At 63.5% G+C, this 22,424-nt stretch carries 24 protein-coding genes; 16 read left to right on the top strand and 8 right to left on the bottom strand.

The genetic code is table 11. The features are described 5' to 3' along the window. Positions 1 to 167: 167 nt before the first annotated feature. From JKV55_RS18080 to JKV55_RS18100, 5 genes are all read right to left on the bottom strand, one after another. Positions 168 to 782 carry a 3'-5' exonuclease gene (locus JKV55_RS18080; protein WP_202088319.1) on the bottom strand — a complete coding sequence of 205 codons (615 nt, stop codon included), beginning with the start codon at positions 780 to 782 and terminating at the stop codon, positions 168 to 170. Further along, entirely contained in the window at positions 782 to 2,572 is a 1,791-nt protein-coding gene (locus tag JKV55_RS18085) for a DUF294 nucleotidyltransferase-like domain-containing protein (RefSeq protein ID WP_202088321.1), read from the bottom strand. Before JKV55_RS18085 ends, JKV55_RS18080 begins: the two co-directional genes overlap by 1 nt. Positions 2,573 to 2,676: 104 nt before the next feature. Further along, a complete protein-coding gene (locus JKV55_RS18090) occupies positions 2,677 to 3,105 on the bottom strand; it encodes a YqaA family protein (RefSeq protein WP_202088322.1) in 429 nt (142 codons plus the stop codon). Continuing rightward, complete coding sequence (locus tag JKV55_RS18095; RefSeq protein WP_439654917.1) at positions 3,105 to 3,452, bottom strand: DUF2956 domain-containing protein; 348 nt, start codon at positions 3,450 to 3,452, stop codon at positions 3,105 to 3,107. Before JKV55_RS18095 ends, JKV55_RS18090 begins: the two co-directional genes overlap by 1 nt. Beyond that, positions 3,449 to 4,057, bottom strand: a complete 609-nt coding sequence (locus JKV55_RS18100) for a molecular chaperone TorD family protein (RefSeq protein WP_237332988.1) — start codon at positions 4,055 to 4,057, stop codon at positions 3,449 to 3,451. The genes JKV55_RS18095 and JKV55_RS18100 overlap by 4 nt, the downstream gene beginning before the upstream one ends. 300 nt (positions 4,058 to 4,357) lie before the next feature. Here JKV55_RS18100 and glyA point away from each other — a divergent pair, with 300 nt between their 5' ends. From glyA to JKV55_RS18160, 12 genes are all read left to right on the top strand, one after another. Continuing rightward, positions 4,358 to 5,611, top strand: coding sequence for a serine hydroxymethyltransferase (glyA, locus tag JKV55_RS18105; RefSeq protein WP_202088334.1), 1,254 nt, complete (start codon positions 4,358 to 4,360; stop codon positions 5,609 to 5,611). 178 nt (positions 5,612 to 5,789) lie between these two features. Further along, positions 5,790 to 6,239: a transcriptional regulator NrdR gene (gene nrdR / locus JKV55_RS18110; protein ID WP_202088343.1), complete on the top strand. Its 450-nt coding sequence runs from the start codon at positions 5,790 to 5,792 to the stop codon at positions 6,237 to 6,239. Continuing rightward, entirely contained in the window at positions 6,240 to 7,355 is a 1,116-nt protein-coding gene (gene ribD, locus JKV55_RS18115) for a bifunctional diaminohydroxyphosphoribosylaminopyrimidine deaminase/5-amino-6-(5-phosphoribosylamino)uracil reductase RibD (protein WP_369409664.1), read from the top strand. It begins immediately after the preceding gene. Further along, a complete protein-coding gene (locus tag JKV55_RS18120; RefSeq protein WP_202088344.1) occupies positions 7,355 to 8,008 on the top strand; it encodes a riboflavin synthase in 654 nt (217 codons plus the stop codon). Before ribD ends, JKV55_RS18120 begins: the two co-directional genes overlap by 1 nt. A gap of 15 nt (positions 8,009 to 8,023) precedes the next feature. Next, on the top strand, positions 8,024 to 9,133 hold the full coding sequence (gene ribBA / locus JKV55_RS18125; protein ID WP_202088345.1) for a bifunctional 3,4-dihydroxy-2-butanone-4-phosphate synthase/GTP cyclohydrolase II: 1,110 nt from the start codon (positions 8,024 to 8,026) through the stop codon (positions 9,131 to 9,133). Between the two features lie 131 nt (positions 9,134 to 9,264). Beyond that, complete coding sequence (gene siaA, locus JKV55_RS18130) at positions 9,265 to 11,268, top strand: biofilm regulation protein phosphatase SiaA (protein WP_202088349.1); 2,004 nt, start codon at positions 9,265 to 9,267, stop codon at positions 11,266 to 11,268. Positions 11,269 to 11,281: 13 nt separating this feature from the next. After that, complete coding sequence (siaB, locus tag JKV55_RS18135) at positions 11,282 to 11,824, top strand: biofilm regulation protein kinase SiaB (protein WP_202088353.1); 543 nt, start codon at positions 11,282 to 11,284, stop codon at positions 11,822 to 11,824. Between the two features lie 20 nt (positions 11,825 to 11,844). After that, positions 11,845 to 12,222, top strand: a complete 378-nt coding sequence (siaC, locus tag JKV55_RS18140; protein ID WP_202088355.1) for a biofilm regulation phosphoprotein SiaC — start codon at positions 11,845 to 11,847, stop codon at positions 12,220 to 12,222. Beyond that, positions 12,215 to 13,003 carry a biofilm regulation diguanylate cyclase SiaD gene (gene siaD / locus JKV55_RS18145; RefSeq protein WP_202088364.1) on the top strand — a complete coding sequence of 263 codons (789 nt, stop codon included), beginning with the start codon at positions 12,215 to 12,217 and terminating at the stop codon, positions 13,001 to 13,003. Before siaC ends, siaD begins: the two co-directional genes overlap by 8 nt. A gap of 42 nt (positions 13,004 to 13,045) precedes the next feature. Further along, on the top strand, positions 13,046 to 13,591 hold the full coding sequence (locus JKV55_RS18150) for a HutD/Ves family protein (protein ID WP_202088366.1): 546 nt from the start codon (positions 13,046 to 13,048) through the stop codon (positions 13,589 to 13,591). Between the two features lie 3 nt (positions 13,592 to 13,594). Continuing rightward, positions 13,595 to 14,257, top strand: coding sequence for an alpha/beta hydrolase (locus tag JKV55_RS18155; RefSeq protein WP_202088368.1), 663 nt, complete (start codon positions 13,595 to 13,597; stop codon positions 14,255 to 14,257). A gap of 12 nt (positions 14,258 to 14,269) precedes the next feature. Then, entirely contained in the window at positions 14,270 to 14,617 is a 348-nt protein-coding gene (locus JKV55_RS18160; RefSeq protein WP_202088370.1) for a HopJ type III effector protein, read from the top strand. Positions 14,618 to 14,791: 174 nt separating this feature from the next. Here the strand turns inward: JKV55_RS18160 and JKV55_RS18165 are convergent, their stop codons facing one another. From JKV55_RS18165 to pflB, 3 genes are all read right to left on the bottom strand, one after another. Further along, positions 14,792 to 15,673, bottom strand: a complete 882-nt coding sequence (locus JKV55_RS18165; RefSeq protein WP_202088372.1) for a DMT family transporter — start codon at positions 15,671 to 15,673, stop codon at positions 14,792 to 14,794. Between the two features lie 146 nt (positions 15,674 to 15,819). Then, positions 15,820 to 16,563, bottom strand: a complete 744-nt coding sequence (gene pflA, locus JKV55_RS18170) for a pyruvate formate lyase 1-activating protein (protein ID WP_202088374.1) — start codon at positions 16,561 to 16,563, stop codon at positions 15,820 to 15,822. Between the two features lie 336 nt (positions 16,564 to 16,899). Continuing rightward, on the bottom strand, positions 16,900 to 19,182 hold the full coding sequence (pflB, locus tag JKV55_RS18175; RefSeq protein ID WP_202088376.1) for a formate C-acetyltransferase: 2,283 nt from the start codon (positions 19,180 to 19,182) through the stop codon (positions 16,900 to 16,902). A gap of 505 nt (positions 19,183 to 19,687) precedes the next feature. Between pflB and ribH the strand changes: the two genes are divergently transcribed. From ribH to JKV55_RS18195, 4 genes are read left to right on the top strand one after another with little or no spacing between them, the layout of a single operon-like run. Next, entirely contained in the window at positions 19,688 to 20,155 is a 468-nt protein-coding gene (gene ribH, locus JKV55_RS18180; RefSeq protein ID WP_202088378.1) for a 6,7-dimethyl-8-ribityllumazine synthase, read from the top strand. Between the two features lie 13 nt (positions 20,156 to 20,168). Continuing rightward, positions 20,169 to 20,579 carry a transcription antitermination factor NusB gene (nusB, locus tag JKV55_RS18185; RefSeq protein WP_202088380.1) on the top strand — a complete coding sequence of 137 codons (411 nt, stop codon included), beginning with the start codon at positions 20,169 to 20,171 and terminating at the stop codon, positions 20,577 to 20,579. A gap of 47 nt (positions 20,580 to 20,626) precedes the next feature. Then, a complete protein-coding gene (thiL, locus tag JKV55_RS18190; protein WP_202088382.1) occupies positions 20,627 to 21,592 on the top strand; it encodes a thiamine-phosphate kinase in 966 nt (321 codons plus the stop codon). Next, positions 21,593 to 22,072, top strand: a complete 480-nt coding sequence (locus JKV55_RS18195; protein WP_202088384.1) for a phosphatidylglycerophosphatase A — start codon at positions 21,593 to 21,595, stop codon at positions 22,070 to 22,072. Positions 22,073 to 22,424 lie beyond the last annotated feature (352 nt).

A 22,424-nucleotide genomic window follows, 5' to 3' on the forward strand; every position in this document is an offset into this window, starting at 1 on the left:
TTGGTGCAATAACCATTGTGTAACAAGGTGACGCAGATGGTCGCCTGGCTCAATTAGACTTTCGGCTAGCGATGCAACATCAGCATCACAACCCGGTGCGGGCTTGTTGCCATTTTGTTTACCCAGTATACGGCCTTGTTGTCGACAATCCAGCCTGGCGGCACGGGTCAGCGGGACGGGATGCCGGCTTGCTTCAATTTCATGAACATCAGCGCCGTGGTCAGGGCATCGCCGAAGGCGGTGTGGCGTGCCAGCAGCGGCACACCGAGCTCCCGCGCCATGTGATCGAAGCCCAGGTTGGGCTCGAGTTCCGGGTTTTGCATCAGTTGACGCCGGCGGTAGAGGTGGGCCAGCTCGAGATGGCGATTGGGCAGGGGAAAACCGAACTGCTCCCGGGTGAGCCGGCTCAGGATGGCGATATCGAACAGCACATGGTAGCCGAGCAGGGGGCGGTTCTGGATAAAGCCCAGCAGCAGGGGCAGGGCCTTGTCCGGCGGCAGGCCTTGGTGTAGATCCTGATGGCGCAGGCCATGGATCTTGATGCTGTCGGCGGTGAGCTTGGGGCTGGCGGTCAGGGTCAGCTCCAGCCGCTGGCTGGTCAGGATACGGTTGCCCTTGATGGGTACGGCGGCGATGCTGATCACGTCCGCCTGCCTGGGATCCAGGCCGGTGGTTTCGGTATCTATGGCGATCAGTTCATCTCCCCGATAAGGCTCGAACAGGTGTCGCCAGGGCGTGTGGGCGAACTTGCGGGCCAGCCAAAGGCGTTTGAGCGGCAGCATCAGAGATTCCGGATCTGGAAGTGGAACTCCAGCCGCTGCTTGAGTTTTTTGACCACGTGCAGGGCGTGGCGCAGCAGATCCCGGCGGTGGCGGGGCAGGCGGGCGGCGTCTATCTGCTGGCTCAGGCCGTCGCCCCCCCGGGCCAGCTGCTGCTCCAGCCGCAACTGCCAGAACAGGACGAGGGCCGCACTCAGGTTGTCGGCGAAGTCCGGCTCGAAGATGCCCTTGTCGGTCAGCAGGCGGATTCGCTCCAGGGTGCCGTTCTCGGTGATGCCCTGCTCCAGGGCCAGGGCCCGCACCCCCTGCACTATGGGGAAGATGCCGCCGCGTTTGATGTCCAGGCCCTGCTCCGACTGCTTGATATCGCCGAAAAAGGTCAGCGGGGTGTGGAACCTGAGCGCCTGGGCGGCGAATTCGCTCAGCAGCAGCTCCTGGCCGCGCACCGCCGCCAGCAGCTGTTTTTGCAGCTGGCGCACCAGGGATTCGCGACCGGCGATAAAGTGCGGCTCGCTGAGGATGGCCAGCTGCATATGGCTGTGGGGGGTATTCTGGCGTACCCAGAGGCGGATCCGCTCCTGCCAGGCGCTCAAGGAGTGCACCCATTCCGGGTTGTTGACCATCACCTTGCCCGGGCAGGGCGGGTAGCCGAGCCGTTCCAGGTAGCGGCTGAACTGCTCGGCGAAGGGCAGGATCTCGGCCGCGTCCAGCCCGTCCTCCAGCACCAGGGCGTTGTCCTGATCCGTCTTCAGGATCTGCTCGCCCCGGCCTTCGCTGCCCAGCACCATCAGCGCCAGCCGCTCGTGGTAGCGGGCCGGAAAGGCGAACTCGAAGGCCTTGCGCATCAGTTGCTCGTTGAGGCTGGCCAGCAGTTTCATGATAAAGGGCAGGCGTACCCCGTTGTTGTGCAGGTTTTCCACCAGCATACCGAGGGTGGCGGCGGCTTCGGCCAGCTCGTCGATGCTGCCGGCCCGCAGTATGCGCAGCCCCAGCACATGGGAATGGGTGGAGAACTGGCTGAGCAGCTGGGTCATCTCCAGTATGCCCACCAGCTGCTCCTGCTCCTTGACCGCCACCCGCTCTATCTTGTGGCGGATCATCAGCATCAGCGCATTGAACAGGAAATCGCCTTTCTGCACCGCAATCAGGTTGAAGCTGGCCAACAGGTGCACCGGCTCGGTGTTGGGTTTTTCCTCCAGCACGGCGCCGTAGAGCAGATCGGTGCCGGTAAGCATGCCGAAGCTACCGTCGTGGGTGACGATAAGGGATTCGAGGTGATGGGTTTTCAGCAGCAGGGTCGCCTGGTAGAGGGAGGTCTGGCCGTCGATCACCATGGCCGGCTGGATATTGCCGTTGTCGATGCGGGTGAGGATAAATTCCGACAGGTTCTTCTGGGGGGCCGCCGCCTGCTGGCGGCTTTGCAGATCCTGCTGGAACCAGGCGGCGAAGTCGTGATTGTCGGTCATCAGGGTCAGAAACGCCTGGGTGGGCAACACGAAACACAGGGTTTCTTCCAGCGCCACATAGCTGTGACGGCACTCGCCGTCGAACTGGCCGCGGATATCGAACAGATCGTCGGTGGTGTAGTGGGCGTAGATTTCGTTGCGCTCGGCGTGGCGTTCCTCCACCACCCCCTTGAGGATGATGTAGAGGCTGTCGATCAATTGCCCCGGGTGAAGTATGGTCTCGCCCCGGTTGAAATAGGCGATATCGGTCTGATCCAGTACATCCTGGCGCTGTTCGGCGGTCAGGGTATCGAAGGGGGGATGATCGAAGTTGAACTGATCCTGCATGTGCGGCTCCTTGCCCCGGCGTTCCCCCCAGTATCGCCGCCGCCCGGGGGCTGTCCAGCCGACTTTAGTCGCACTCAAGGGGTGAACCAATGTGGGGGAGGCGGCTACAGCAACAACTGCTCGGCGAACCAGATCACGATCAGGTAGCGGCTGGCCTTGCCGATAAACACCAGGGTCACGAACAGCGCCAGCCGCACCCGCATCACCCCGGCGATAAAGGTGAGGGGATCGCCCACCACCGGCAGCCAGCCCAGCAGCAGGGTCCAGACCCCGAAGCGGTTGAACCAGTGCTGGGCCCGGGCCAGCTGCACCGGTTTGACCGGAAACCAGCGCCTGTGCTGGTAGTGCAGCAGGTATTTTCCCAGCCACCAGTTGACCACCGAGCCCAGGGTGTTGCCCACGCTGGCCAGGGCCCACAACAGCACGGCGGCGTCGGGCTGGCGGCTGAGCACCGCCGTCAGTACCACCTCGGAAGCGAAGGGGGCTACGGTGGCGGCCAGCAGGCTGCTGGCGAAGACGATAAAAAAATCCATCAGCCGCGCATAAGCCAGAAGTACAGGCCGAAGCCGAGCCAGCTCAGCGCCAGCAGCAGCCAGGGCAGGACCGATGAGGCCGGCGCTGGCGCCGGCTCGTCCGGCTCCGGCGTGTCCGTTAGCTGTTCCTGTTGGCGGTGCTGTTGCTTTTTCACCTTGTCGGCGGTCCGGGCCCGCGCCTTTTGCTGCTTTTTGTATTCCTCTATGCCCTTCTGGATACCCTGGGCGATCAGCCGGGTTTGTTCCTTGGTCTGCCCCGGGCGCTGGGTGGCCCGGGCGATACGTTCGGCTTCTTCCCGGGTCTGGGGTGAGACATCGGGTTTCTTGTTTTTGTCGTACCGCATTATTCCGCCACGTTGTTGAGATAGTGCAGATCCATGCTGAACATGGCCTGCAGCAGCTCGGCGGCGGCGGCATAGAAGCCGAAGCCGTCCTGCTCCCGACAGGCGTCCACAAAGGCGGGCAGCCAGCCGATGATCAACAGGTTGGCCAGCTCCCGCTGCTTGTCCAGCAGGGCCTTGCGCTGCGCGTCATCGGTCGCGTCGGCGGCGGCCAGGGCCAGGGTGGCCATCATCTCCAACTGGTTGCAGACGTTGAGCGGATCGTCGTCTTCCAGCCGAGTACCGTGCTGTTTGAGCAATATGGCCATCAGCATCAGCGCTTCGTCTTCCGGTTGGGCCAGGGCCGAGGTATCCAGCAGCGAGGGTTGGCCGAACAGCCGGCCGTACTGCTCGGTAAGTTCCACATGGGGCTTCTTCAGCTGCAATATCCGGCCGGCCTGCCGGCGGAAGGCTTCGGTGGCATCCTTCAGCGGATCCAGGGTGGCCAGGCTGTCCAGGAAGGCATGCATATCATAGCCGTTGAATTCCCGGATCTCGCTGTCGGCCAGGGGGGCGGAAAAAAGAGCGGTAAACCAGTGATAGAGTTCGGCTCGGCGATGCGAGGTAACCATGAAGTCTTGCATATTCCCCCTCAACATTTGTTTGGGTGCCCGCGGTGCTCTCACCAGACAGCAGGGTGCTGCCAGAGCAGGCCAAAACGCCTATTCTATCGGGTTTAACAGCTATATCCAGCCCGCCATCCCGGTAACGGGGCTATGATGGGCCTGTAGCGTAACATTCAACTTTTTGTGAACTTTTCAACATAAAGATAAAAAAATGTTGATAACGGCCTTGCCGGGGCTAGGCCGGGCCCTTCCTTGGGGGTAAACTCTAGCCCCAACAGTGATAACCGCACGAGTCAGGAGAAACGGATGTTAAAGCGTGACATGAATATCGCCGATTATGACCCCCAGCTGTGGCAGGCTATCAGCGATGAAACCCTGCGTCAGGAAGAGCACATCGAACTGATTGCTTCCGAAAACTACACCAGCCCCCGGGTGATGCAGGCACAGGGTTCCCAGCTGACCAACAAGTATGCCGAGGGCTACCCGGGCAAGCGTTTCTATGGCGGCTGCGAGTATGTCGACATCGCCGAAGAGCTGGCCATCGAGCGCGCCAAGCAGCTGTTCGGCGCTACTTATGCCAACGTTCAGCCCCACTCCGGCTCCCAGGCCAACTCCGCCGTCTTTATGGCCCTGGTCAAGCCCGGCGATACCGTCATGGGCATGAACCTGGCCCACGGTGGCCACCTGACCCACGGCTCCCCCGCCAACTTCTCCGGCAAGATGTACAACATCATCCCTTACGGCATCAATGAAGCCGGCGTGCTCGATTACGAGGAAATGGAGCGCCTGGCGGTCGAGCACCAGCCGAAGATGATCATCGGTGGCTTCTCCGCCTTCTCCGGCCTGGTCGACTGGGCGCGCATGCGCGAAATCGCCGACAAGGTCGGTGCCTGGTTCATGGTGGACATGGCTCACGTGGCGGGTCTGATCGCCGCCGGCCATTACCCGAGCCCCATCGCCCACGCCCACGTGGTGACCTCCACCACCCACAAGACCCTGGCGGGTCCCCGTGGTGGCCTGATCCTGTCCGCGGCCAACGACGAGGAGCTGGAGAAGAAACTGAACTCCGCCGTGTTCCCCGGTGGCCAGGGCGGCCCGCTGATGCACATCATCGCCGCCAAGGCCGTGGCCTTCAAGGAAGCCATGGAGCCCGAGTTCAAGGAATACCAGGGCCAGGTGCTGAAGAACGCCCAGGCCATGGCCGATGCCTTCCAGAAGCGCGGTTACAAGGTGGTCTCCGGCGGTACCCACAACCATCTGTTCCTGCTCGACCTGATCGACAAGGACATCACCGGTAAAGAAGCCGACGCCGCCCTGGGCCGTGCCTTCATTACCGTGAACAAGAACGCCGTGCCCAACGACCCGCGTTCTCCGTTCGTGACGTCCGGTATCCGTATCGGTACCCCGGCGGTGACCCGCCGCGGCTTCAAGGAAGCCGAAGTGCGCGAGCTGGCCGGCTGGATCTGCGACGTGCTGGACAACATCAACGACGACGCCACCATCGCCCGGGTGAAGGAGCAGGTACTGGGTATCTGCCGCCGCTTCCCGGTCTATGCCTGATTGTCGTTGACGGCAATATCAAACGGGGTCTTCGGACCCCGTTTTGTTAGGGCCGGGATTAGGGACTGGGGATTAGGGACTGGTTAATCCCCAGTCCCTAATCCCCAGTCCCCGTCCCACTGGCAATCTCCAGCCCGCTTCTTTACACTAGGGCCATCGCCGGCTCCGCGGAGGCATCATGCATTGCCCCTTCTGTAACGCAACCGAAACCAAGGTTATCGACTCCCGACTGGTGGGCGAGGGGTTGCAGGTACGCCGCCGGCGGGAATGCAATGCCTGCAGGGAACGGTTCACCACCTTCGAAACCGCCGAACTGGTGATGCCCCGGATCATCAAGACCACCGGCATCCGCGAGCCCTTCAACGAAGACAAGCTGGAAGCCGGCATGCAGCGGGCGCTGGAAAAGCGTCCGGTCAGTACCGAGGCCATCGAACAGGCCATCAGCCGTATCAAGTCCCAACTGCGCGCCACCGGCGAGCGGGAAGTCAAGTCCGAGCTGGTCGGCAACCTGGTGATGGAAGAGCTCAAGCAGCTCGACAAGGTCGCCTATATCCGATTCGCCTCCGTATATCGCTGTTTCGAGGATCTGCGCCAATTCGGCGAGGAAATAGCCCGTCTGGAGCAATAAGTGCTGAACAACCAAGATGCGCGCTGGATGGCCAGGGCGCTTGAGCTGGCCCGTCGCGGGCGTTTTACCACCAGCCCCAATCCGGCGGTGGGCTCGGTCATCGTCAATAACGGCGAACTGGTGGGGGAAGGCTACCACCAGCAAGCCGGCGGACCCCATGCCGAAGTCTTTGCCCTGCGCCAGGCCGGCGCGCGCGCGCGCGGCGCCACCGCCTACGTCACCCTGGAGCCCTGCTCCCATCACGGTCGCACCCCGCCCTGTGCCCAGGGGCTGATCGACGCCGGTGTGGCCCGGGTGGTGGCGGCGTCGGTGGATCCCAACCCCCAGGTGGCCGGGCGAGGCCTGGCCATGCTGCGCGAGGCCGGCATCGCGGTTGAGGCGGGGCTGATGGCAGCCTCGGCCGAAGCGGTCAATGTGGGCTTTCTGCACCGGATGCGCTCCGGCCGGCCCTTCGTGACCGTCAAGCTGGCCGCCAGCCTGGACGGGCGCACCGCGCTGGCCAATGGCGAAAGCCAATGGATTACCGGCCCCGCCGCCCGCCGGGATGTACAACGGCATCGGGCCCTGAGCTGCGCCGTGCTGTCCGGGGCCGACACCGTGCTGGCCGACGATGCGGCGCTGAATGTGCGCTGGAGCGAGCTGCCCGACTCGGTACGGGCCCGCTATCCCGAACCGAGCCTACGCCAGCCGCTGCGGGTGATCGTCGATACCCAGAACCGGCTTCAGCCCGGGTTGCGGCTCTTTGCGGTGCCCGGCCCCATACTGCTGCTGCGCGGCCGGGTGAGCGGCGGTTTCCCGCAACAGGTGGAAGAATGCGTGCTGCCGCTGGCCGGAAACGGCAAGCTCGACTTGCCGCTGTTGCTCGACGAACTGGGCCGGCGCCAGCTCAACCAGCTCTGGGTGGAGGCGGGGGCCCGCCTGTGCGGCGCCCTGCTCGGCCAGGGGCTGGTGGATGAACTGGTGCTCTACCAGGCACCCAAGCTGATGGGCGACGGCGCCCGCGGCCTGTTCGCCATGCCGGAACTGACCGCCATGACCCAGGTGCCCTCCCTGGAATGGCGGGACTGCCGCCGGGTGGGCGATGATCTCAAACTGACCGCAAGGGTAAAAAACTGATGTTTACCGGTATTGTTGAAGCCACGGGCAAGCTTGCCGCCATCAGCCGCAAGGGCAATGAGTCGGTGATCAGGATCCATTGTCCCAGGCTGGACCTGTCCGACGTCAAGCTGGGGGATTCCATCGCCACCAACGGGGTCTGCCTCACCGTCACCGAACTGGGCAAGGACTACTATTGCGCCGACGTGTCCGGTGAAACCATCAGCCGTACCGGCTTCGCCGACTACCGGGCCGGGCAGGCGGTCAACCTGGAAAAGGCACTGCTGCCCACCAGCCGGCTGGGCGGCCACATAGTGTCCGGCCATGTGGACGGCGTGGGCAAGGTGGTGCGTCGCACCCTGCTTGGCAGCAGCCTGGAGTTGTGGGTGGAGGCGCCGGGAGAGCTGGCCCGTTATATCGCCGAGAAAGGCTCCATCACCGTGGACGGCATTAGCCTGACGGTGAACGCGGTAACGGGGGCGGCCTTTAAACTGACCCTGGTACCCCATACATTACAAGAAACCACCCTGGACGACTGGCAATTGGGCCGGCGTGTCAACCTGGAGGTGGATATCATTGCCCGCTATCTGGAACGCCTGCTGACTGGTGCGCCTGAATCACAACAAAGCGGATTGACCCTGGCCACCCTGGCTGCCAGCGGTTTCGTGAAATAACAAAGGGAGAACACCATGGCCTTAAGCAGTACCCAGGAAATCATCGACGACCTCCGTCAGGGCAAAATGGTCATCCTGATGGATGACGAAGACCGGGAGAATGAAGGCGACCTGATCATGGCCGCCGAGCATGTGCGGCCGGAAGACATCAACTTTATGGCCAAGTTCGGCCGGGGGCTGATCTGCCTGACCCTGACCGAGGCCCGTTGCCGCCAGCTGGATCTGCCGCTGATGGTCAGTCGCAATACCGAGCAGTTCTCCACCGCCTTCACCGTGTCCATCGAGGCGGCGGAAGGGGTGACCACCGGCATTTCCGCCGCCGACCGGGCCCGTACCGTGCAGGCGGCGGTGGCCAAGGACGCCAAGGCGGCGGACCTGGTGCAGCCGGGCCACATCTTCCCGCTCAAGGCCCAGAACGGCGGCGTGCTGACCCGCGCCGGCCATACCGAGGCCGGTTGCGACCTGGCACGGCTGGCGGGGCTGGAGCCGGCGGCGGTGATCGTCGAGATCCTGAACGAAGACGGCACCATGGCCCGTCGCCCGGATCTGGAGACGTTCGCCGAGCAGCACGGCATCAGGCTCGGCACCATCGCCGATCTGATCGAATACCGCAACCAGAACGAAACCACCATAGAGCAGGTGGCCCGCTGCCATCTGCCTACCGAATACGGCGATTTCGAGCTGGTCACCTTCCGCGACACCATCGACAATCAGGTGCACTTCGCCCTGAAGAAGGGCGAGATCCAGGCCGAGCAGCCGACCCTGGTGCGGGTGCATATCCACGACGTGCTGACCGACGTGCTGATGACCGACCGCCACGCCGCGCGCACCTGGCCGTTGACCAAGTCCATGGCCCGCATCGCCGAAGAAGGCGGGGTGCTGGTGATCCTCGGCAAAGAGGAAACCCCGGATCACCTGCTGTCCCTGGTGCGCACCTTCGAGGCGGTGGACCGGGGCGAGCGGCCCGAGGGTGCCAAGTGGCAGGGCACCTCCCGCCGGGTGGGCGTGGGCTCCCAGATCCTGCGCGCCATGGGTGTGGGCAAGATGCGGCTGCTGAGCTCGCCCAAGCGCTACCATGCCCTGTCCGGCTTCGGCCTGGAAGTGGTGGACTATATCACCGACTGACGGCCGACGGTGGTGACAAGGCCCGCTCCCAGCGGGCTTTTTATTCGGCGTCGATTGAGTTTTGGCCCGGATGGGGCAACAATGGCCGCCACCACCAAAGGAATAGCCAAGCAAGGTAACAGGAGAAGCAGATGGCCATCTGGGGGAGGGGACTCAGGGCAAAATCCGTGCTCGCGTTGTTGGTTGCCTGTCTGCTGGCCTTCGTCCCGGCCGGCGGCATCGGCTGGCGGATGCTGGCCTCGGTGCAGGAGCACTTCGGCCAGGCCTATGCGCGCAATTTCACCCAGCTCAACCGACAGAACCTGCTGGTGCCCCTGTCCCGGGATCTGGCCCTGGCCCGGCGCTTCGCCGATTCCGTGCTGACCCGCCAATGGTTGCGGAACGAGGCGGATGAGGCCGGCAAGGCCCTGCTGTTCCGGGAGGCCGAAGGCTTCGCCACTGATTTCAGCAGCCACTCCTACTTCCTGATCAGCGCCGGCAGCCGCGACTACTACTACCGGGAGCCGGACAAGCCCTTTACCGGTGCTCCCCAGTACCGGCTCGACCCCGACAGCGCCGACGACCAATGGTTTTTCAATATCCTGGCCAGCGGCGACAAGCTCAATATCAACGTCAACCGCGACAGCCGCCTCGGCACCACCCGGGTGTGGCTGAACGTGCTGGTGGAGGAAGAGGGGCGTCCCCTCGGCCTGGCCGGTACCGGCATCGATCTCACCCGCTTTATCCAGGAGTTCATCGCCACCGAGGAGCTGGGGGTGACGCCCATGATCATCGACGACCGGGGTGCCTTCCAGGCCCATCCGGACCCTGATCTCATCGCCCTGGGCTCGGCCGCCGGCATCCGCGGTGAGCAGCGTACCCTGCCCGAGCTGCTCGGCTCAGCGGCCGAGGGCGAACGCCTGGGACAACTGATGCGCGAGGCCGCGTCGGCCCCCGACGCCGTCGGTACCGGCTGGTTCAGCCTGGACGGGCGGCGCCAGTTGCTGGCGGTGAGTTTCATCCCCGAGCTGGGCTGGTACCTGGTAACCGCCGTGGACATGAACGCGGCCCAGGTGCTGGAGGCCGGCTTTGTCAACAGCGCCCTCGCGGCCTTCGTCGTCATGCTGGCGGTGCTGCTGCTGGCCCTGGTCTACGCGGTGGACAGGATCATGCTCAGGCCCCTGCGCCGGCTGCAGGGCTCGGCCACCGCCATCGCCCAGGGCCGTTATGATGTCTCCCTGCCGCCGTCCTCGGGGGATGAAATCGGTGATCTCAGCCAGGCCTTCGGGGTGATGGCGGAGAAGGTGCGCAGCCATACCGAAGAGCTGGAGCAGAAGGTGCAGAGCCGCACCCGAGAGCTGGAAGAGGCCAATATCCAGATGCGCCAGGCCCACCAGCAGATCAACGATTCCATCGACTACGCCAGCCTGATCCAGCGCGCCATACTGCCCGATCAGCAACTGACCCAGGTGCTGGGCGAGCACCATTTCGTGCTCTGGCATCCGCGGGACGTGGTGGGCGGCGACTTCTACCTGTTCCATCCCGGCGAGGAGGGACGTTTCCTGGTGGGGGTGGTGGACTGCGCCGGCCACGGGGTGCCGGGCGCGCTGATGACCATGCTGGCCCGGGCGGCGCTGGATCACGCCATCCGCGAACAGGGCCTCGCCTCGCCGGCGGCCATACTCCAGTTGGCCGATAGTACCCTGCGCGGCATGCTGCAGGACTGTGATCTGCCGCGGGGCCTGGCCACCAATATGGACGTGGGGCTGGCCAGCGTAGACCCGGGCGCGGGCCAACTGGTGTTTGCCGGCGCCAAGATGTCGCTCTATTACAGCGACGGCGAGCAGGTGGAGGAGTGCAAGGGCAGTCGGCGGACCCTGCTGGACAGGCGCGACGCCCGCTTCGAGGATAGCCGTGTCCACCTGAGCGCCGACCATATCTACTACCTGGCCACCGACGGCTACCTGGATCAGGCCGGCGGCGCCAAGGGATTTGGCCTGGGCGGCAGCCGCTTCCGGGAGCTGCTGCGTACCCACTCCCGGTTGCCCCTGGCGGAGCAGGCCGAGGCGCTGCGCCAGGCGCTGGACGACTACAGGGGCAGCCATCCGCAGCGGGACGACATCACCCTGCTCGCCTTTAAAATCGACGCATGCTGAACGAGGGATTCCGATGCCAGCCATAGACCTGCTTTCGATCCGGGAGCAATTCAACGAAAACCAGATACTGCTCTGTTTCAACGGTCCCATTTCCCGTAGTCTTATCGAGGAAATCGGCAATGCCCTGCGCAACTACCTGCAGGCGGAGAATGCCCTGCCTGCCGCGGCCATGGATGTATTCGGGGTTTATATCGAACTGACCCAGAACATCCGCCATTACGCCGGCCGCATGGGCTACAGCGAGCGCGACGGCTCCGCCACCGTGGTGGTGGCGCGGGGCGATGAAGGTCATTATATGGTGCTGGCGGGCAACCGGGTCGAGCTGGCCGATGGCCGGGCCCTGTGCCGGCGCATCGAGCAACTGGCCGGCATGGACAAGGCGGCGCTGAAGGCGGCCTACAAGACCCAGCTGCGCCAGCCGAGGGCGGAAGACAGCGGCACCGGTGCCGGCCTGGGCCTGCTGGACGTGGCCAGGAAATCTTCCCGGCCGATGACGGCCAAGCTGGTGGACACCGGCGAAGGCCGGGGGTTTTTCAGTTTATTGGCGGTAATATGAGCGTGAACCCGGAATTAGCTATGAAGTCGTTGAATATCACAGGTACCCGATCCACCCCGGACATTCTCTGTAACCCGGATACCGGCGTGGTCGCCATGAGCGGCGATTCCTACCCGGAGAACTCATTCGAATTCTTCAACGAGGTGATCGAGTGGGTGGAACAGTTTCTGGCACAGGCCGAGCGCCCGCTGCGCCTGGAGCTTAGGCTCATCTACATGAACACCAGCAGCGTGAAAGCGATGATGGACATCTTCGACCTGCTGGAAGCCGCCACTGGCCGGGGCAAAAAGGTGCGGGTGCAATGGTTTTACGATCCGGACAACGAGCGGGTGGTGGAGCTGGCCGAGGAGTTCAAGGAAGACTGCAGTTTCCCCTTCGATATCCTGCCCCATGACTAGCCGACTGCCCGACGACGCCGAGCTGGAACGGCTGCTGGTCGCTCCCGAACACAGGGACAACCCGTTGCGGCCGGTGCTGGAAGCCTTGCTGGCCCGGGATCGGGAGCACCGCATCCGGCTGGAGCGATTGCTGCGCATTGCCGACTGCAGCTACGACATGGCACGCTCCCGGACCGAAGATCTGCTGCAACAGTACGACAAGCAGCTGCGGCGGCTGGAGAAGATCACCCGCATTTCCGATCGTTACCAGCGCAGCCTGCTGGAGCTCAACGATCAACTCAGGCAGGCGGCGTTGCGCGACCCGCTGACCGGCCTGGCCAATCGGCGGTTGCTGATGGCTCGGCTGGAAGAAGAGCAGGAACGCTGCCGGCGCGGGGGGACGCCCTTCTGTCTGGCGATGCTGGATGTGGACCATTTCAAGCGGATCAACGATGTCTTCGGTCACGACGTGGGCGACCGGGTACTGTGCCTGCTGGCCCAGGCCATTTCCGCGCAGTTGCGCGGTTATGATCTCTGTGCCCGTTGGGGCGGAGAGGAATTCGTGCTGCTGCTGCCGGATACCGGCCTGGAGCCGGCCCGGCAGTTGATCGACCGCATCATGCAGGCGGTGCGCAGCCTGCGCCTGGCGGACATCGACGAGCAGTTGCTGCTCAGCGTGAGCGTGGGGCTCACGGCCTACCGGCCCGATGAGGCGCTGGACAGAACCATCAACCGGGCCGACAACGAGCTGATTCTGGCCAAGCGCAGCGGCCGGGACCGGCTGCAGGTAGCGACGCCCTGACCGGGACTTCCTTTTTGACAAGCGCATAAGTGGAATCAACAGATGGCAAAGCGATTGGGGGCGGCGGATTTTGTCGACATGCCCTGGAAAAACGGCGGTGGCACCACCCGGGAACTGTACCGGCTGCCCGCGGCACAGGAGGAGGACTTTGTGCTGCGGGTGTCCATGGCCCGGGTGGGGCAGAGCGGCCCCTTTTCTTTCTTTCCCGGCATCGAGCGTATCCTGATGCTGGTGGACGGCGCCGGCTTCGAACTGGATATGAACGGCTCGCTGCAGCGATTGACCCAGCCCTTTATCCCCTTGCAATTCAGCGGCGAGACCGCCGTGAATTGCCGGCTGCTGGGCGACGAGTGCCTGGATTTCAATGTGATGACCGCCCGGGACTGGGGCCGGTCCGAGCTGGCGGTGCGCCCGCTGGCGCCCGGCCAGCGCTACCGCAGCGAGGGACCCCGGGCCCGCCTGCTGTATCGTCACGGCATCGAGCCCGAACTCTGGGTGCTGGCTGCCGGAGAAACGCTGGAGCTGGCCGCCGCGGAGGTGCCCCTGCTGCTGGTGGAAATCACCCTTTATCCCCTTGATGGAGCCTGAACCATGCTGCCCTATATCGAACGCGAAACCGGCCCCCGGCCGGATGCCTGTGTGATCTGGCTGCACGGCCTGGGGGCCGATGGCCACGATTTCGCCCCCATAGTGCCGGAGCTGGGGCTGCCGCCCGAACTGCGGGTACGTTTTATCTTTCCCCATGCGCCGGCCATTCCGGTTACCATCAACGGCGGCTTCGTGATGCCGGCCTGGTACGACATCCTGTCGATGGAGATAGACCGCAAGGTGGACGAGGCCCAGCTGCGGGCCTCTGCCCGGGCGGTGCAGGCCTTGATTGAACAACAAATCGGGCAGGGCATCGACAGCCGCCGCATCGTGCTGGCCGGGTTTTCCCAGGGCGGCGCCGTGGCCTACGAGGCGGCGCTCGGCTTCGATCGGCCCCTGGGCGGCCTCATCGCCATGTCCACCTATTTTGCCACCGCCGGCAGCCTGGAACCCAATGACGCCAACCGGCAGTTGCCGGTGCAGGTGCTGCACGGCAGCCGGGATCCGGTGGTGCCCGAGCTGCTCGGGCAGAAGGCCTGCCGGGAGCTGGAGCTGCTGGGCCTCCTGCCCGAATATCACAGCTATCCGATGGAGCACAGCGTCTGCGCCGCCGAGATTACCGATATTTCCCGTTTTTTGTGCCGCATACTGGCACTCAATGACTGAAGGAACTCATTGATGAATATCAAGCAACTGCAGGCCAGGCTGGAACAGGCCCCCGAAGCAATCGAATTCGCCGAGGTGATCGCCCTGATCGACAGCCTCTACGACTTCACCCCCACCGCCTTTACCAACGGGGAACTGAGCAATGAAGCGGGGCAGAACAACGGCTCCTGCAAGCTGTTTGCCTTTGCCCGCCTGCAAGGCTTCAGCGAGGAGGAAACCCTGGCCTGCTTCGGTGGCTATTACCGGGACGACGTGCTCGGCAACCCCGAGGGCCAGGACCACCAGAATATCCGTAACTTTATCAAAACCGGCTGGCTCGGCATCGAGTTCGCGGCTCAGCCGCTGGCTCCCAAGGCGTAAGGCCCAAGGGTCGGTTTCAATCGACCGTCCGAATACCCGGAGCTGCTCCTGGTCGAATAAATTCGACCCTACAGGATGCACCAGAGCCTGCCGTAGGGTCCACTTCATGGACCTTCCACCACAAGCTCCCGCGGTTTGGGTCGAATGGATTCGGCCCAAACCGCGGGAGCTTGTTCACTTCCACCTGGTGCGGTACCAGGCCAGCAGGCTGCGGCTGCGGTAGCTGAGCAGGGCCAGCAGGATCAACACGCAGCCCGCGATTTTCTGGGGCGGCATGGGTTCGTGATACCAGAACACGCTGATCAATATCGTCCACACCGGCTCCAGCATCATGATGATGGCGGCATTGACCACGTTGCTGAACTTCTGGCCCATGGTCTGACAGGCGAAGCGCAGCGAGGTCGCCAGCAGTACGCTGGCGGCAAACCAGCCCCAGGTCTGGGACGGTATCTGCTCCGGCCACTGCTCGAACAGCGCAGAGTAGAACAGGTTCATCACCCCGGTCACCGCCAGGTGCAGAAAGGTCAGGGCCACCGGCGGAATACGGCGGGCGAAACGGCTGTTGAGGTTGAAATAGAGCGCCATCGACAGCGACGCCAGCAGGAACAGCAACTGGCCGAGGGACAGGCTGAGGCCGCTGCCCATGGTGAGCAGGAACAGACCGGCCATGGCGATGGGCAGGGCGGTCCAGAAGGCGCGCCCCGGGCGCTCCTTGAACAGCAGCCAGGCCACCAGCGGCACCATCAGCATCGACAGGCTCATGATAAAGGCCCCTTCGCCGATGCCCTCGCTGTGGGACACCGCCAGTATCCAGAACAGCAGGTTCATGCCCATGATGGTGCCGACGGCGCCGGCCTTGAGCAGGTTGGCGGCGGGAATGGCCAGCAGCTGTCGCCAGCAGAAGGGCAGCAACAGCAGGGCGGCCAGCAGGAAACGCCAGCCGACGAAACCGGCGGGTGGCAGGCCGTTGAGGGCTTCTTTGGAAAACAGCCAGCCGGCGGACGCCAGCAGGGTGGCCGTGAGAATGAACAGATCGCCTCGCCGTTCCGGCAACATACTCAAAACCCCGATATAGACAGATCGCCCGGCAGGGCGGAGGTGATGGCCATCGACAGTTACGATGGCAACTGAATCGTCTACTCTATGTCATTCGCGAGCGTTTGCACACTCGCGAATCCTGGCTGCGAGCGCGAGATGGGATCTCAAACGGATACGATCGGGTGATGGCGTTCCATGATGGCCTTGAGCGCCACCATTTTCTCGGTGCCGGGCGGCATAAGCCCTGCCAGCGGATAGGCCTGGCCGAAGCTGGCCCATTTGTGGCTGCCCAGGTTGTGGTAGGGCAGCAGCTCCACTTTTTCCACCGCCGGGCCCAGGCTGGCGACAAAGCGGCCCAGGGCATCGATGTCGTGTTCATCGTCGCTCCAGCCCGGCACCACCACGTGGCGGATCCACATGGCCTGGCCCCGTTCGGCCAGGTACCTGGCCAACCCCAGGGCGAAGCGGTTGCTGACCTGGGTCAGCGGGATATGCTGTTCGTCGCGGATATGCTTGAGATCGAGCAGCACCAGATCGGTGCTGTTCAGCAGCCGGTCGAGCACGGCGTCGTGATGGTGCACGAAGCCGTTGGTGTCCAGGCAGGTGTGCAGGCCCTGGGCCTTGCAGGCTTCGAACAGCTCGGTGACGAAGGGCAGCTGCAGCAGGGGCTCGCCGCCGGAAACGGTAATGCCGCCGCCGGAGGCCTGCATAAAGGGCCGGTAGCTCAACAGCTCCGGCATCAGCTCGGCCACCGTGACCTCGCGGCCGGTGTCGGTATCCCAGGTATCCCGGTTATGGCAGTACAGGCAGCGCATCAGGCAGCCCTGCATAAACACCAGGAAGCGGATGCCGGGACCGTCGACGGTGGCGCAGCTTTCGGTGGAATGGATTCGTCCGCTAATGGCCATGGTTCCTCCCCAGGAGTGTCGGTGCCGTGCCCAAATGCCGAGTTCAGGATTTTCGGCATGGCTTGCCATTAAAGAGAAAGTCGGCCAAAGGGCCAACTCCGCCGACACGCTGTAAATACCTCCCTGTACGCTCGCACATGCCATCCTTGGCATGTGACGGTCGGCGGAGCCGCTCCCTTTGGCCTTCTGATTTGACTTGGGTGTTGTCTGTTTGAGACCGCCTGGAGAATGGCTGACAGTCTGTTTCACTGATATAACTGTAGTCCCCAGTCCCCAGTCCCCAGTCCCCAGTCCCCAGTCCCCAGTCCCCAGTCCCCAGTCCCCAGTCCCCGTCTTTTACATCGACTCGGTAAAGGTCCGGGTGATCACATCCCGCTGCTGCTCGGGGGTGAGGGCGTTGAAGCGCACCGCGTAACCCGACACCCTGATGGTCAACTGGGGGTACTTGTCCGGATGCTCGATGGCGTCGAGCAGCATCTCCCGGTTCATCACGTTGACGTTGAGGTGCTGGCCACCCTCGCGTCCGGCCTCGTGATGGAAGTAGCCGTCCATCAGCGCCGCCAGGTTGCGTTGCTGGCCTTCACTGTCCTTGCCCAGCGCCTTCGGCACTATGGAGAAGGTGTAGGAGATACCGTCCTTGGCGTGGCTGAAGGGCAGCTTGGCCACCGAGGTCAGCGACGCCAGGGCGCCTTTTTCGTCCCGGCCGTGCATGGGGTTGGCACCGGGGCCGAAGGGCTCGCCGGCACGGCGGCCGTCCGGGGTGTTGCCGGTTTTCTTGCCGTACACCACGTTGGAGGTGATGGTCAGCACCGACTGGGTCGGAATGGCATCCCGGTAGCAGGGATGGGCCTTGATCTTGTCCATAAAGCGGCGCACCAGATCGCAGGCGATGTCGTCCACCCGGTCGTCGTTGTTGCCGAATTTGGGGAAGTCGCCCTCTATCTCGAAATCCACCGCCAGGCCGGATTCGTCGCGCACCGGTTTCACCCTGGCGTACTTGATGGCGCTCAGGGAATCGGCGGTTACCGACAGCCCGGCGATGCCGCAGGCCATGGTGCGCACCACCTCCTTGTCGTGGAACGCCATCTGAATGGCCTCGTAGGCGTACTTGTCGTGGCTGTAGTGGATCACGTTGAGGGCGGTCACGTACTGGGTGGCCAGCCAGTCCATCAGGCTGTCGAGGCGGCTCATCACCAGGTCATAGTCCAGCACCTCGCCCTTGAGCGGCTCGGCCTTGGGGCCGATCTGGATTTTCAGCTTCTCGTCCACACCGCCGTTGATGGCGTAGAGCAGGGTCTTGGCCAGGTTGGCGCGGGCGCCGAAGAACTGCATCTGCTTGCCTATCACCATGGGGGAGACACAGCAGGCGATGGCATAGTCGTCGGAGTCGAAGTCCGCGCGCATCAGATCGTCGTTTTCGTACTGGATGGCGGAGGTGTCGATGGACACCTTGGCCACGTATTCCTTGAACGCCCGCGGCAGTTGCTCGGACCAGAGCACGGTCAGGTTCGGCTCGGGGCTGGGGCCCATGTTGTACAGGCTGTGCAGGTAGCGGAAGCTGTTTTTGGTGACCAGGGGGCGGCCGTCCAGGCCCATGCCGGCCAGGGACTCGGTGGCCCAGATGGGGTCGCCGGAGAACAGCTCGTCGTACTCGGGGGTACGCAGGAAACGCACCATGCGCAGCTTCATGATGAAGTGATCCACCAGCTCCTGGGCCTGGGCCTCGGTCAGGGCGCCTTCACGCAGATCCCGCTCGATATAAACATCGAGGAAGCTGGAAGTGCGACCCAGCGACATGGCGGCACCATTCTGGGACTTGATGGCGGCCAGGTAGGCGAAGTAGAGCCATTGCACCGCTTCCTTGGCATTGGCGGCGGGGCGGCCCAGGTCGAAACCGTAGCCGGCGGCCATGGTCTTGAGATCGGCCAGGGCGCGCACCTGCTCGGCCAGCTCTTCGCGCAGCTGCAGGGTGCGGGACAGGTCCACCCCGGTTTCCAGGTCCGCCTGGGTGGAGGCAATCTGGGCCTTTTTGTCCTTGATCAGGAAGTCCACGCCGTAGAGGGCGCAGCGGCGGTAGTCGCCGATGATGCGGCCGCGACCATAGGCATCGGGCAGGCCGGTGAGCACCCCGGACTTGCGGCAGTTGAGGATGTCCTTGGTGTAGAGATCGAACACCGCCTGGTTATGGGTCTTGCGGTAGTCGGAAAACACCTTGCTGACCTGCGGATCCAGCTCGCGATCATAGGCCTGGCAGGAAGCCTCGACCATGCGTACGCCGCCATAGGGCATGATGGCACGCTTGAGCGGTGCCTCGGTCTGCAGGCCGACCACCTGCTCCAGCTCCCGGTCGATGTAGCCGGGGGCGTGAGAGGTGATGGTGGACGGATTGCTGGTATCAAAGTCGAGCGGGGCATGGGTGCGGTTTTCCTCGGCGATGCCGTTCATCACCTGCTCCCACAGGGCCAGGGTGGCCGGGGTGGGACCGGTCAGGAAGCTGCCGTCCCCTTCATAGGGGCTGTAGTTGGCCTGGATAAAGTCGCGTACCTTGACTTCCGTTTTCCAGCTTTCCCCACCGAACCCACGCCAGGCGTGCTCTACGTTGTTGTTGACCGTTGTCATAAAACCTCCGCTAACAGGTGGCGACGCTCTGGTTGGCCGTACATCAGCGCCATTGCCGTATGCATCCAGACTACTGCCGAGGGGGGAGGCGGCCGTTGATCTGGATCAAGCTTGGTTTCTGAATCTTTGTAATTTTACTACATTTTCATGTGTCGCGGTCGTGTTGAATCCGTAATCACGACGTCAGTCGCGGAATTCCGCCAACCACGCAGAGCCGGCGTTGTGCGCTACGCATTACTTCTTTGTCACTCCCGCGAAGGCGGGAGTCCAGGAGCGCGGCACACTCTGCCCCTGGATGCTCGCCTTCGCGGGCATGACGGCTTTTTCCACACCCATATGGGGCTTTGACCGTAGCCGCGTCGACAGGGAATTGAGCATAGCCGAAGGGGTGGAATGTAGTAATAAACAGCATATACGTTCCGGCGGCGACCTTAATCGGACTCAGGCTTTTGTCAATCTCTGGTTGTGCTAGAATGTGCGCACTTTTGTTCAAACAAGGATTCCCATGAAGGTAATCGAAGGGCTGATGGCCGCGCCCGAGGCCAAGGTGGCGATCGTGGTCGCCCGTTTCAACAGCTTTATCAACGACAGCCTGGTCGCCGGTGCCCTGGACGTGCTCAAGCGTCAGGGCCTGGTAAAGGACGACAACATCACCCTGGTGCGGGTACCCGGTGCCGTTGAAATCCCTCTGGTGTGCAAGAAGCTAGCCAAGAGCGGCCAGTACGACGCCATAGTGGCGCTGGGTTGCGTGATCCGCGGCGGCACCTACCACTTCGATCTGGTGGCCAACGAAAACAGCAAGGGCATGGCCGGCGTGATGATGGAATTCGAAGTGCCCATCGCCTTCGGCGTACTCACCACCGAAAACATTGAACAAGCCATCGAGCGTGCTGGCACCAAGGCGGGTAACAAGGGCGCGGAAGCGGCCCTCAGCGCACTTGAAATGATTAACGTCCTGCAGCAGCTGGACTAAGAGGAGTACTGCATTGAAACCGTCTGAACGTCGCAAAGCCCGCCGTCTCGCTACCCAGGCCATCTATCAGTGGCAAATGACCAAGGATAACGTGGCCGATATCGCCCAGCAGTTTGCGCTGGAGCAGGACACCAAAGGGGTGGATCTGGACTATTTCCGTGACCTGCTGTTCGGGGTCTCGGTTCATGCCACCGAGCTGGACGCGGTGTTTTCCCCTTATCTGTCCCGTCCGCTCGCCGAGCTGGACGTGGTGGACAAGGCGGTACTGCGGTTGGCCACCTACGAGCTGACCCGGCGTGAAGATGTGCCTTATCGGGTGGTGATTAACGAAGCCATCGAGTTGGCCAAGGCCTTCGCCGCCGAAGAGAGCCACAAGTTCGTGAACGGTGTGCTCGATAAGGTCGTCAAGCAGTTGAAAAAATAACAACAAGCATCGGGAAAAAGCCAGCAGTCGCTGGCTTTTCATTTTCTATGAATGAATTTGAAATAATAAAACACTATTTTACCGCCGACAGCGGCCGCAAGGACGTACTGATGGGGCCGGGAGACGACTGCGCCCTGTTGCAGGTACCTCCCCAGACCTGGCTGGCGGTGAGCACGGATACCCTGGTTGCCGGGGTGCATTTCTTTGCGGACATGGATCCGCTGGCCCTGGGCCACAAGGCCCTGGCGGTAAACCTCTCGGATCTGGCGGCCATGGGCGCGGATCCGCGCTGGGTTTCGCTGGCGCTGACCCTGCCCGCGGTCGACGAAGGCTGGATCAAGGGCTTTTGTGCCGGCTTCTTCGAGCTGGCGGAATATTACAACGTGGCCCTGGTGGGCGGCGACATGACCAAGGGGCCCTTGTCCATTACCGTGACGGTGCACGGCACCCTGCCGGAAGGCAAGGGCCTGCGGCGCCATGGCGCCCGGGTCGGCGACGGCATCTACGTCACCGGCACCCTGGGCGATGCCGCCCTCGGCCTGCAGCAGCAGCTCGGCCATATCGTGGTGCCGGACGAGCACCTGGACTTTGTGCGCACCAAGTTCGAACACCCCCATCCCCGCATCCTGGCCGGCCAGGCGCTGCGCGATATCGCCTCCAGCGCTTTGGATATTTCCGACGGCCTGGCCGGGGACCTGGCCCATATCACCGCCGCCTCCGGGGTGCGTGCCCAGCTGGAGCTGGAGCAACTGCCCCTGAGCGAAGCCATGAAGGCGTCCGTTCCCCGGGAGCGGGGCTGGGAGCTGGCCCTGACCGGCGGCGAGGACTACGAGCTGTGCTTTACCGTGCCGGAAACCCACCGCGGCCAGCTGGAAACGGCCCTGGCCCACTGCGGGGTCAAGTTCACCCGGGTCGGCCGCATCCTGGCCGGCGAACCCGGCGTGGAGCTACTGGCCGAGGGCAAGCCCTACCGGCTGCAGGCCCAGAGCTGGGATCATTTTCGGAGTGCCTGAATGAGAAAACCCGAGCTGGCGGCGCTGAAGCTGTCCAACCCGCTGCACTTGCTGGCCCTGGGCTTCGGCTCCGGCCTGAGCCCGGTGATGCCCGGCACCATGGGCACCCTGGCGGCCATTCCCCTCTACCTGCTGGTGCAGGGGCTACCGCTGTGGGCCTATGTGGGGCTGCTGGTGCTGGGCTTCGTGGCCGGCATCAAAATCTGCGAGGCGGCCACCCGGGCCATCGGCCGGCACGATCACGGCGCCATCGTCTGGGACGAGATCATCGGTTTCGGCATCACCATGATAGCGGCCCCGGCGGGCTGGGGCTGGATTGCGGCCGGCTTCGTGCTGTTCCGCTTCTTCGACATCATCAAGCCCTGGCCCATCCGCTGGTTCGACCGTAAGGTGCACGGCGGCTTCGGCATCATGCTGGACGACGTTATCGCCGGCCTGTTCGCCCTGGCCTGCTTGCAGCTACTGGCCGCCTTCTTGTAACCCCCGCGGCTTCTCGTCACTCCCGCGCCCCCTCGTCACTCCCGCGAAGGCGGGAGTCCATGCGTGTCTGCAGGTCCGTCGCCAGCGTCCGGGCCGGTGCATCCTGCCCTGGATGCCCGCCTTCGCGGGCAAGACGGAGCGGGTATCATTCCCGTGTCTTATGCTGGCACTCCCGCACCCCCTCGTCACTCCCGCGCAGGCGGGAGTCCATGCGTGTCTGCAGATCCGGCGCCAGCGTCCGGGCCGGTGCATCCTGCCTTGGATGCCCGCCTTCGCGGACATGACGGATTTTGGGGCAGCCACCCCCAAGGCGCGGTGTCAACCGTGCGATCCTGCAGGCAATGGGGAGCGA

The sequence above is a fragment of the Zobellella iuensis genome (assembly GCF_016746085.1).
In the GTDB taxonomy this organism is placed as follows: Bacteria; Pseudomonadota; Gammaproteobacteria; order Enterobacterales; family Aeromonadaceae; genus Oceanimonas; species Oceanimonas iuensis.

Bases quoted from the DNA above. Each gene is read 5' to 3' on its own strand.
- JKV55_RS18080 (WP_202088319.1), bottom strand. From the start codon at position 782: ATGCTGCCGCTCAAACGCCTTTGGCTGGCCCGCAAGTTCGCCCACACG.
- JKV55_RS18085 (WP_202088321.1), bottom strand. From the start codon at position 2,572: ATGCAGGATCAGTTCAACTTCGATCATCCCCCCTTCGATACCCTGACC.
- JKV55_RS18090 (WP_202088322.1), bottom strand. From the start codon at position 3,105: ATGGATTTTTTTATCGTCTTCGCCAGCAGCCTGCTGGCCGCCACCGTA.
- JKV55_RS18100 (WP_237332988.1), bottom strand. From the start codon at position 4,057: ATGGTTACCTCGCATCGCCGAGCCGAACTCTATCACTGGTTTACCGCT.
- glyA (WP_202088334.1), top strand. From the start codon at position 4,358: ATGTTAAAGCGTGACATGAATATCGCCGATTATGACCCCCAGCTGTGG.
- nrdR (WP_202088343.1), top strand. From the start codon at position 5,790: ATGCATTGCCCCTTCTGTAACGCAACCGAAACCAAGGTTATCGACTCC.
- JKV55_RS18120 (WP_202088344.1), top strand. From the start codon at position 7,355: ATGTTTACCGGTATTGTTGAAGCCACGGGCAAGCTTGCCGCCATCAGC.
- ribBA (WP_202088345.1), top strand. From the start codon at position 8,024: ATGGCCTTAAGCAGTACCCAGGAAATCATCGACGACCTCCGTCAGGGC.
- siaA (WP_202088349.1), top strand. From the start codon at position 9,265: ATGGCCATCTGGGGGAGGGGACTCAGGGCAAAATCCGTGCTCGCGTTG.
- siaB (WP_202088353.1), top strand. From the start codon at position 11,282: ATGCCAGCCATAGACCTGCTTTCGATCCGGGAGCAATTCAACGAAAAC.
- siaC (WP_202088355.1), top strand. From the start codon at position 11,845: ATGAAGTCGTTGAATATCACAGGTACCCGATCCACCCCGGACATTCTC.
- siaD (WP_202088364.1), top strand. From the start codon at position 12,215: ATGACTAGCCGACTGCCCGACGACGCCGAGCTGGAACGGCTGCTGGTC.
- JKV55_RS18150 (WP_202088366.1), top strand. From the start codon at position 13,046: ATGGCAAAGCGATTGGGGGCGGCGGATTTTGTCGACATGCCCTGGAAA.
- JKV55_RS18155 (WP_202088368.1), top strand. From the start codon at position 13,595: ATGCTGCCCTATATCGAACGCGAAACCGGCCCCCGGCCGGATGCCTGT.
- JKV55_RS18160 (WP_202088370.1), top strand. From the start codon at position 14,270: ATGAATATCAAGCAACTGCAGGCCAGGCTGGAACAGGCCCCCGAAGCA.
- JKV55_RS18165 (WP_202088372.1), bottom strand. From the start codon at position 15,673: ATGTTGCCGGAACGGCGAGGCGATCTGTTCATTCTCACGGCCACCCTG.
- pflA (WP_202088374.1), bottom strand. From the start codon at position 16,563: ATGGCCATTAGCGGACGAATCCATTCCACCGAAAGCTGCGCCACCGTC.
- pflB (WP_202088376.1), bottom strand. From the start codon at position 19,182: ATGACAACGGTCAACAACAACGTAGAGCACGCCTGGCGTGGGTTCGGT.
- ribH (WP_202088378.1), top strand. From the start codon at position 19,688: ATGAAGGTAATCGAAGGGCTGATGGCCGCGCCCGAGGCCAAGGTGGCG.
- thiL (WP_202088382.1), top strand. From the start codon at position 20,627: ATGAATGAATTTGAAATAATAAAACACTATTTTACCGCCGACAGCGGC.
- JKV55_RS18195 (WP_202088384.1), top strand. From the start codon at position 21,593: ATGAGAAAACCCGAGCTGGCGGCGCTGAAGCTGTCCAACCCGCTGCAC.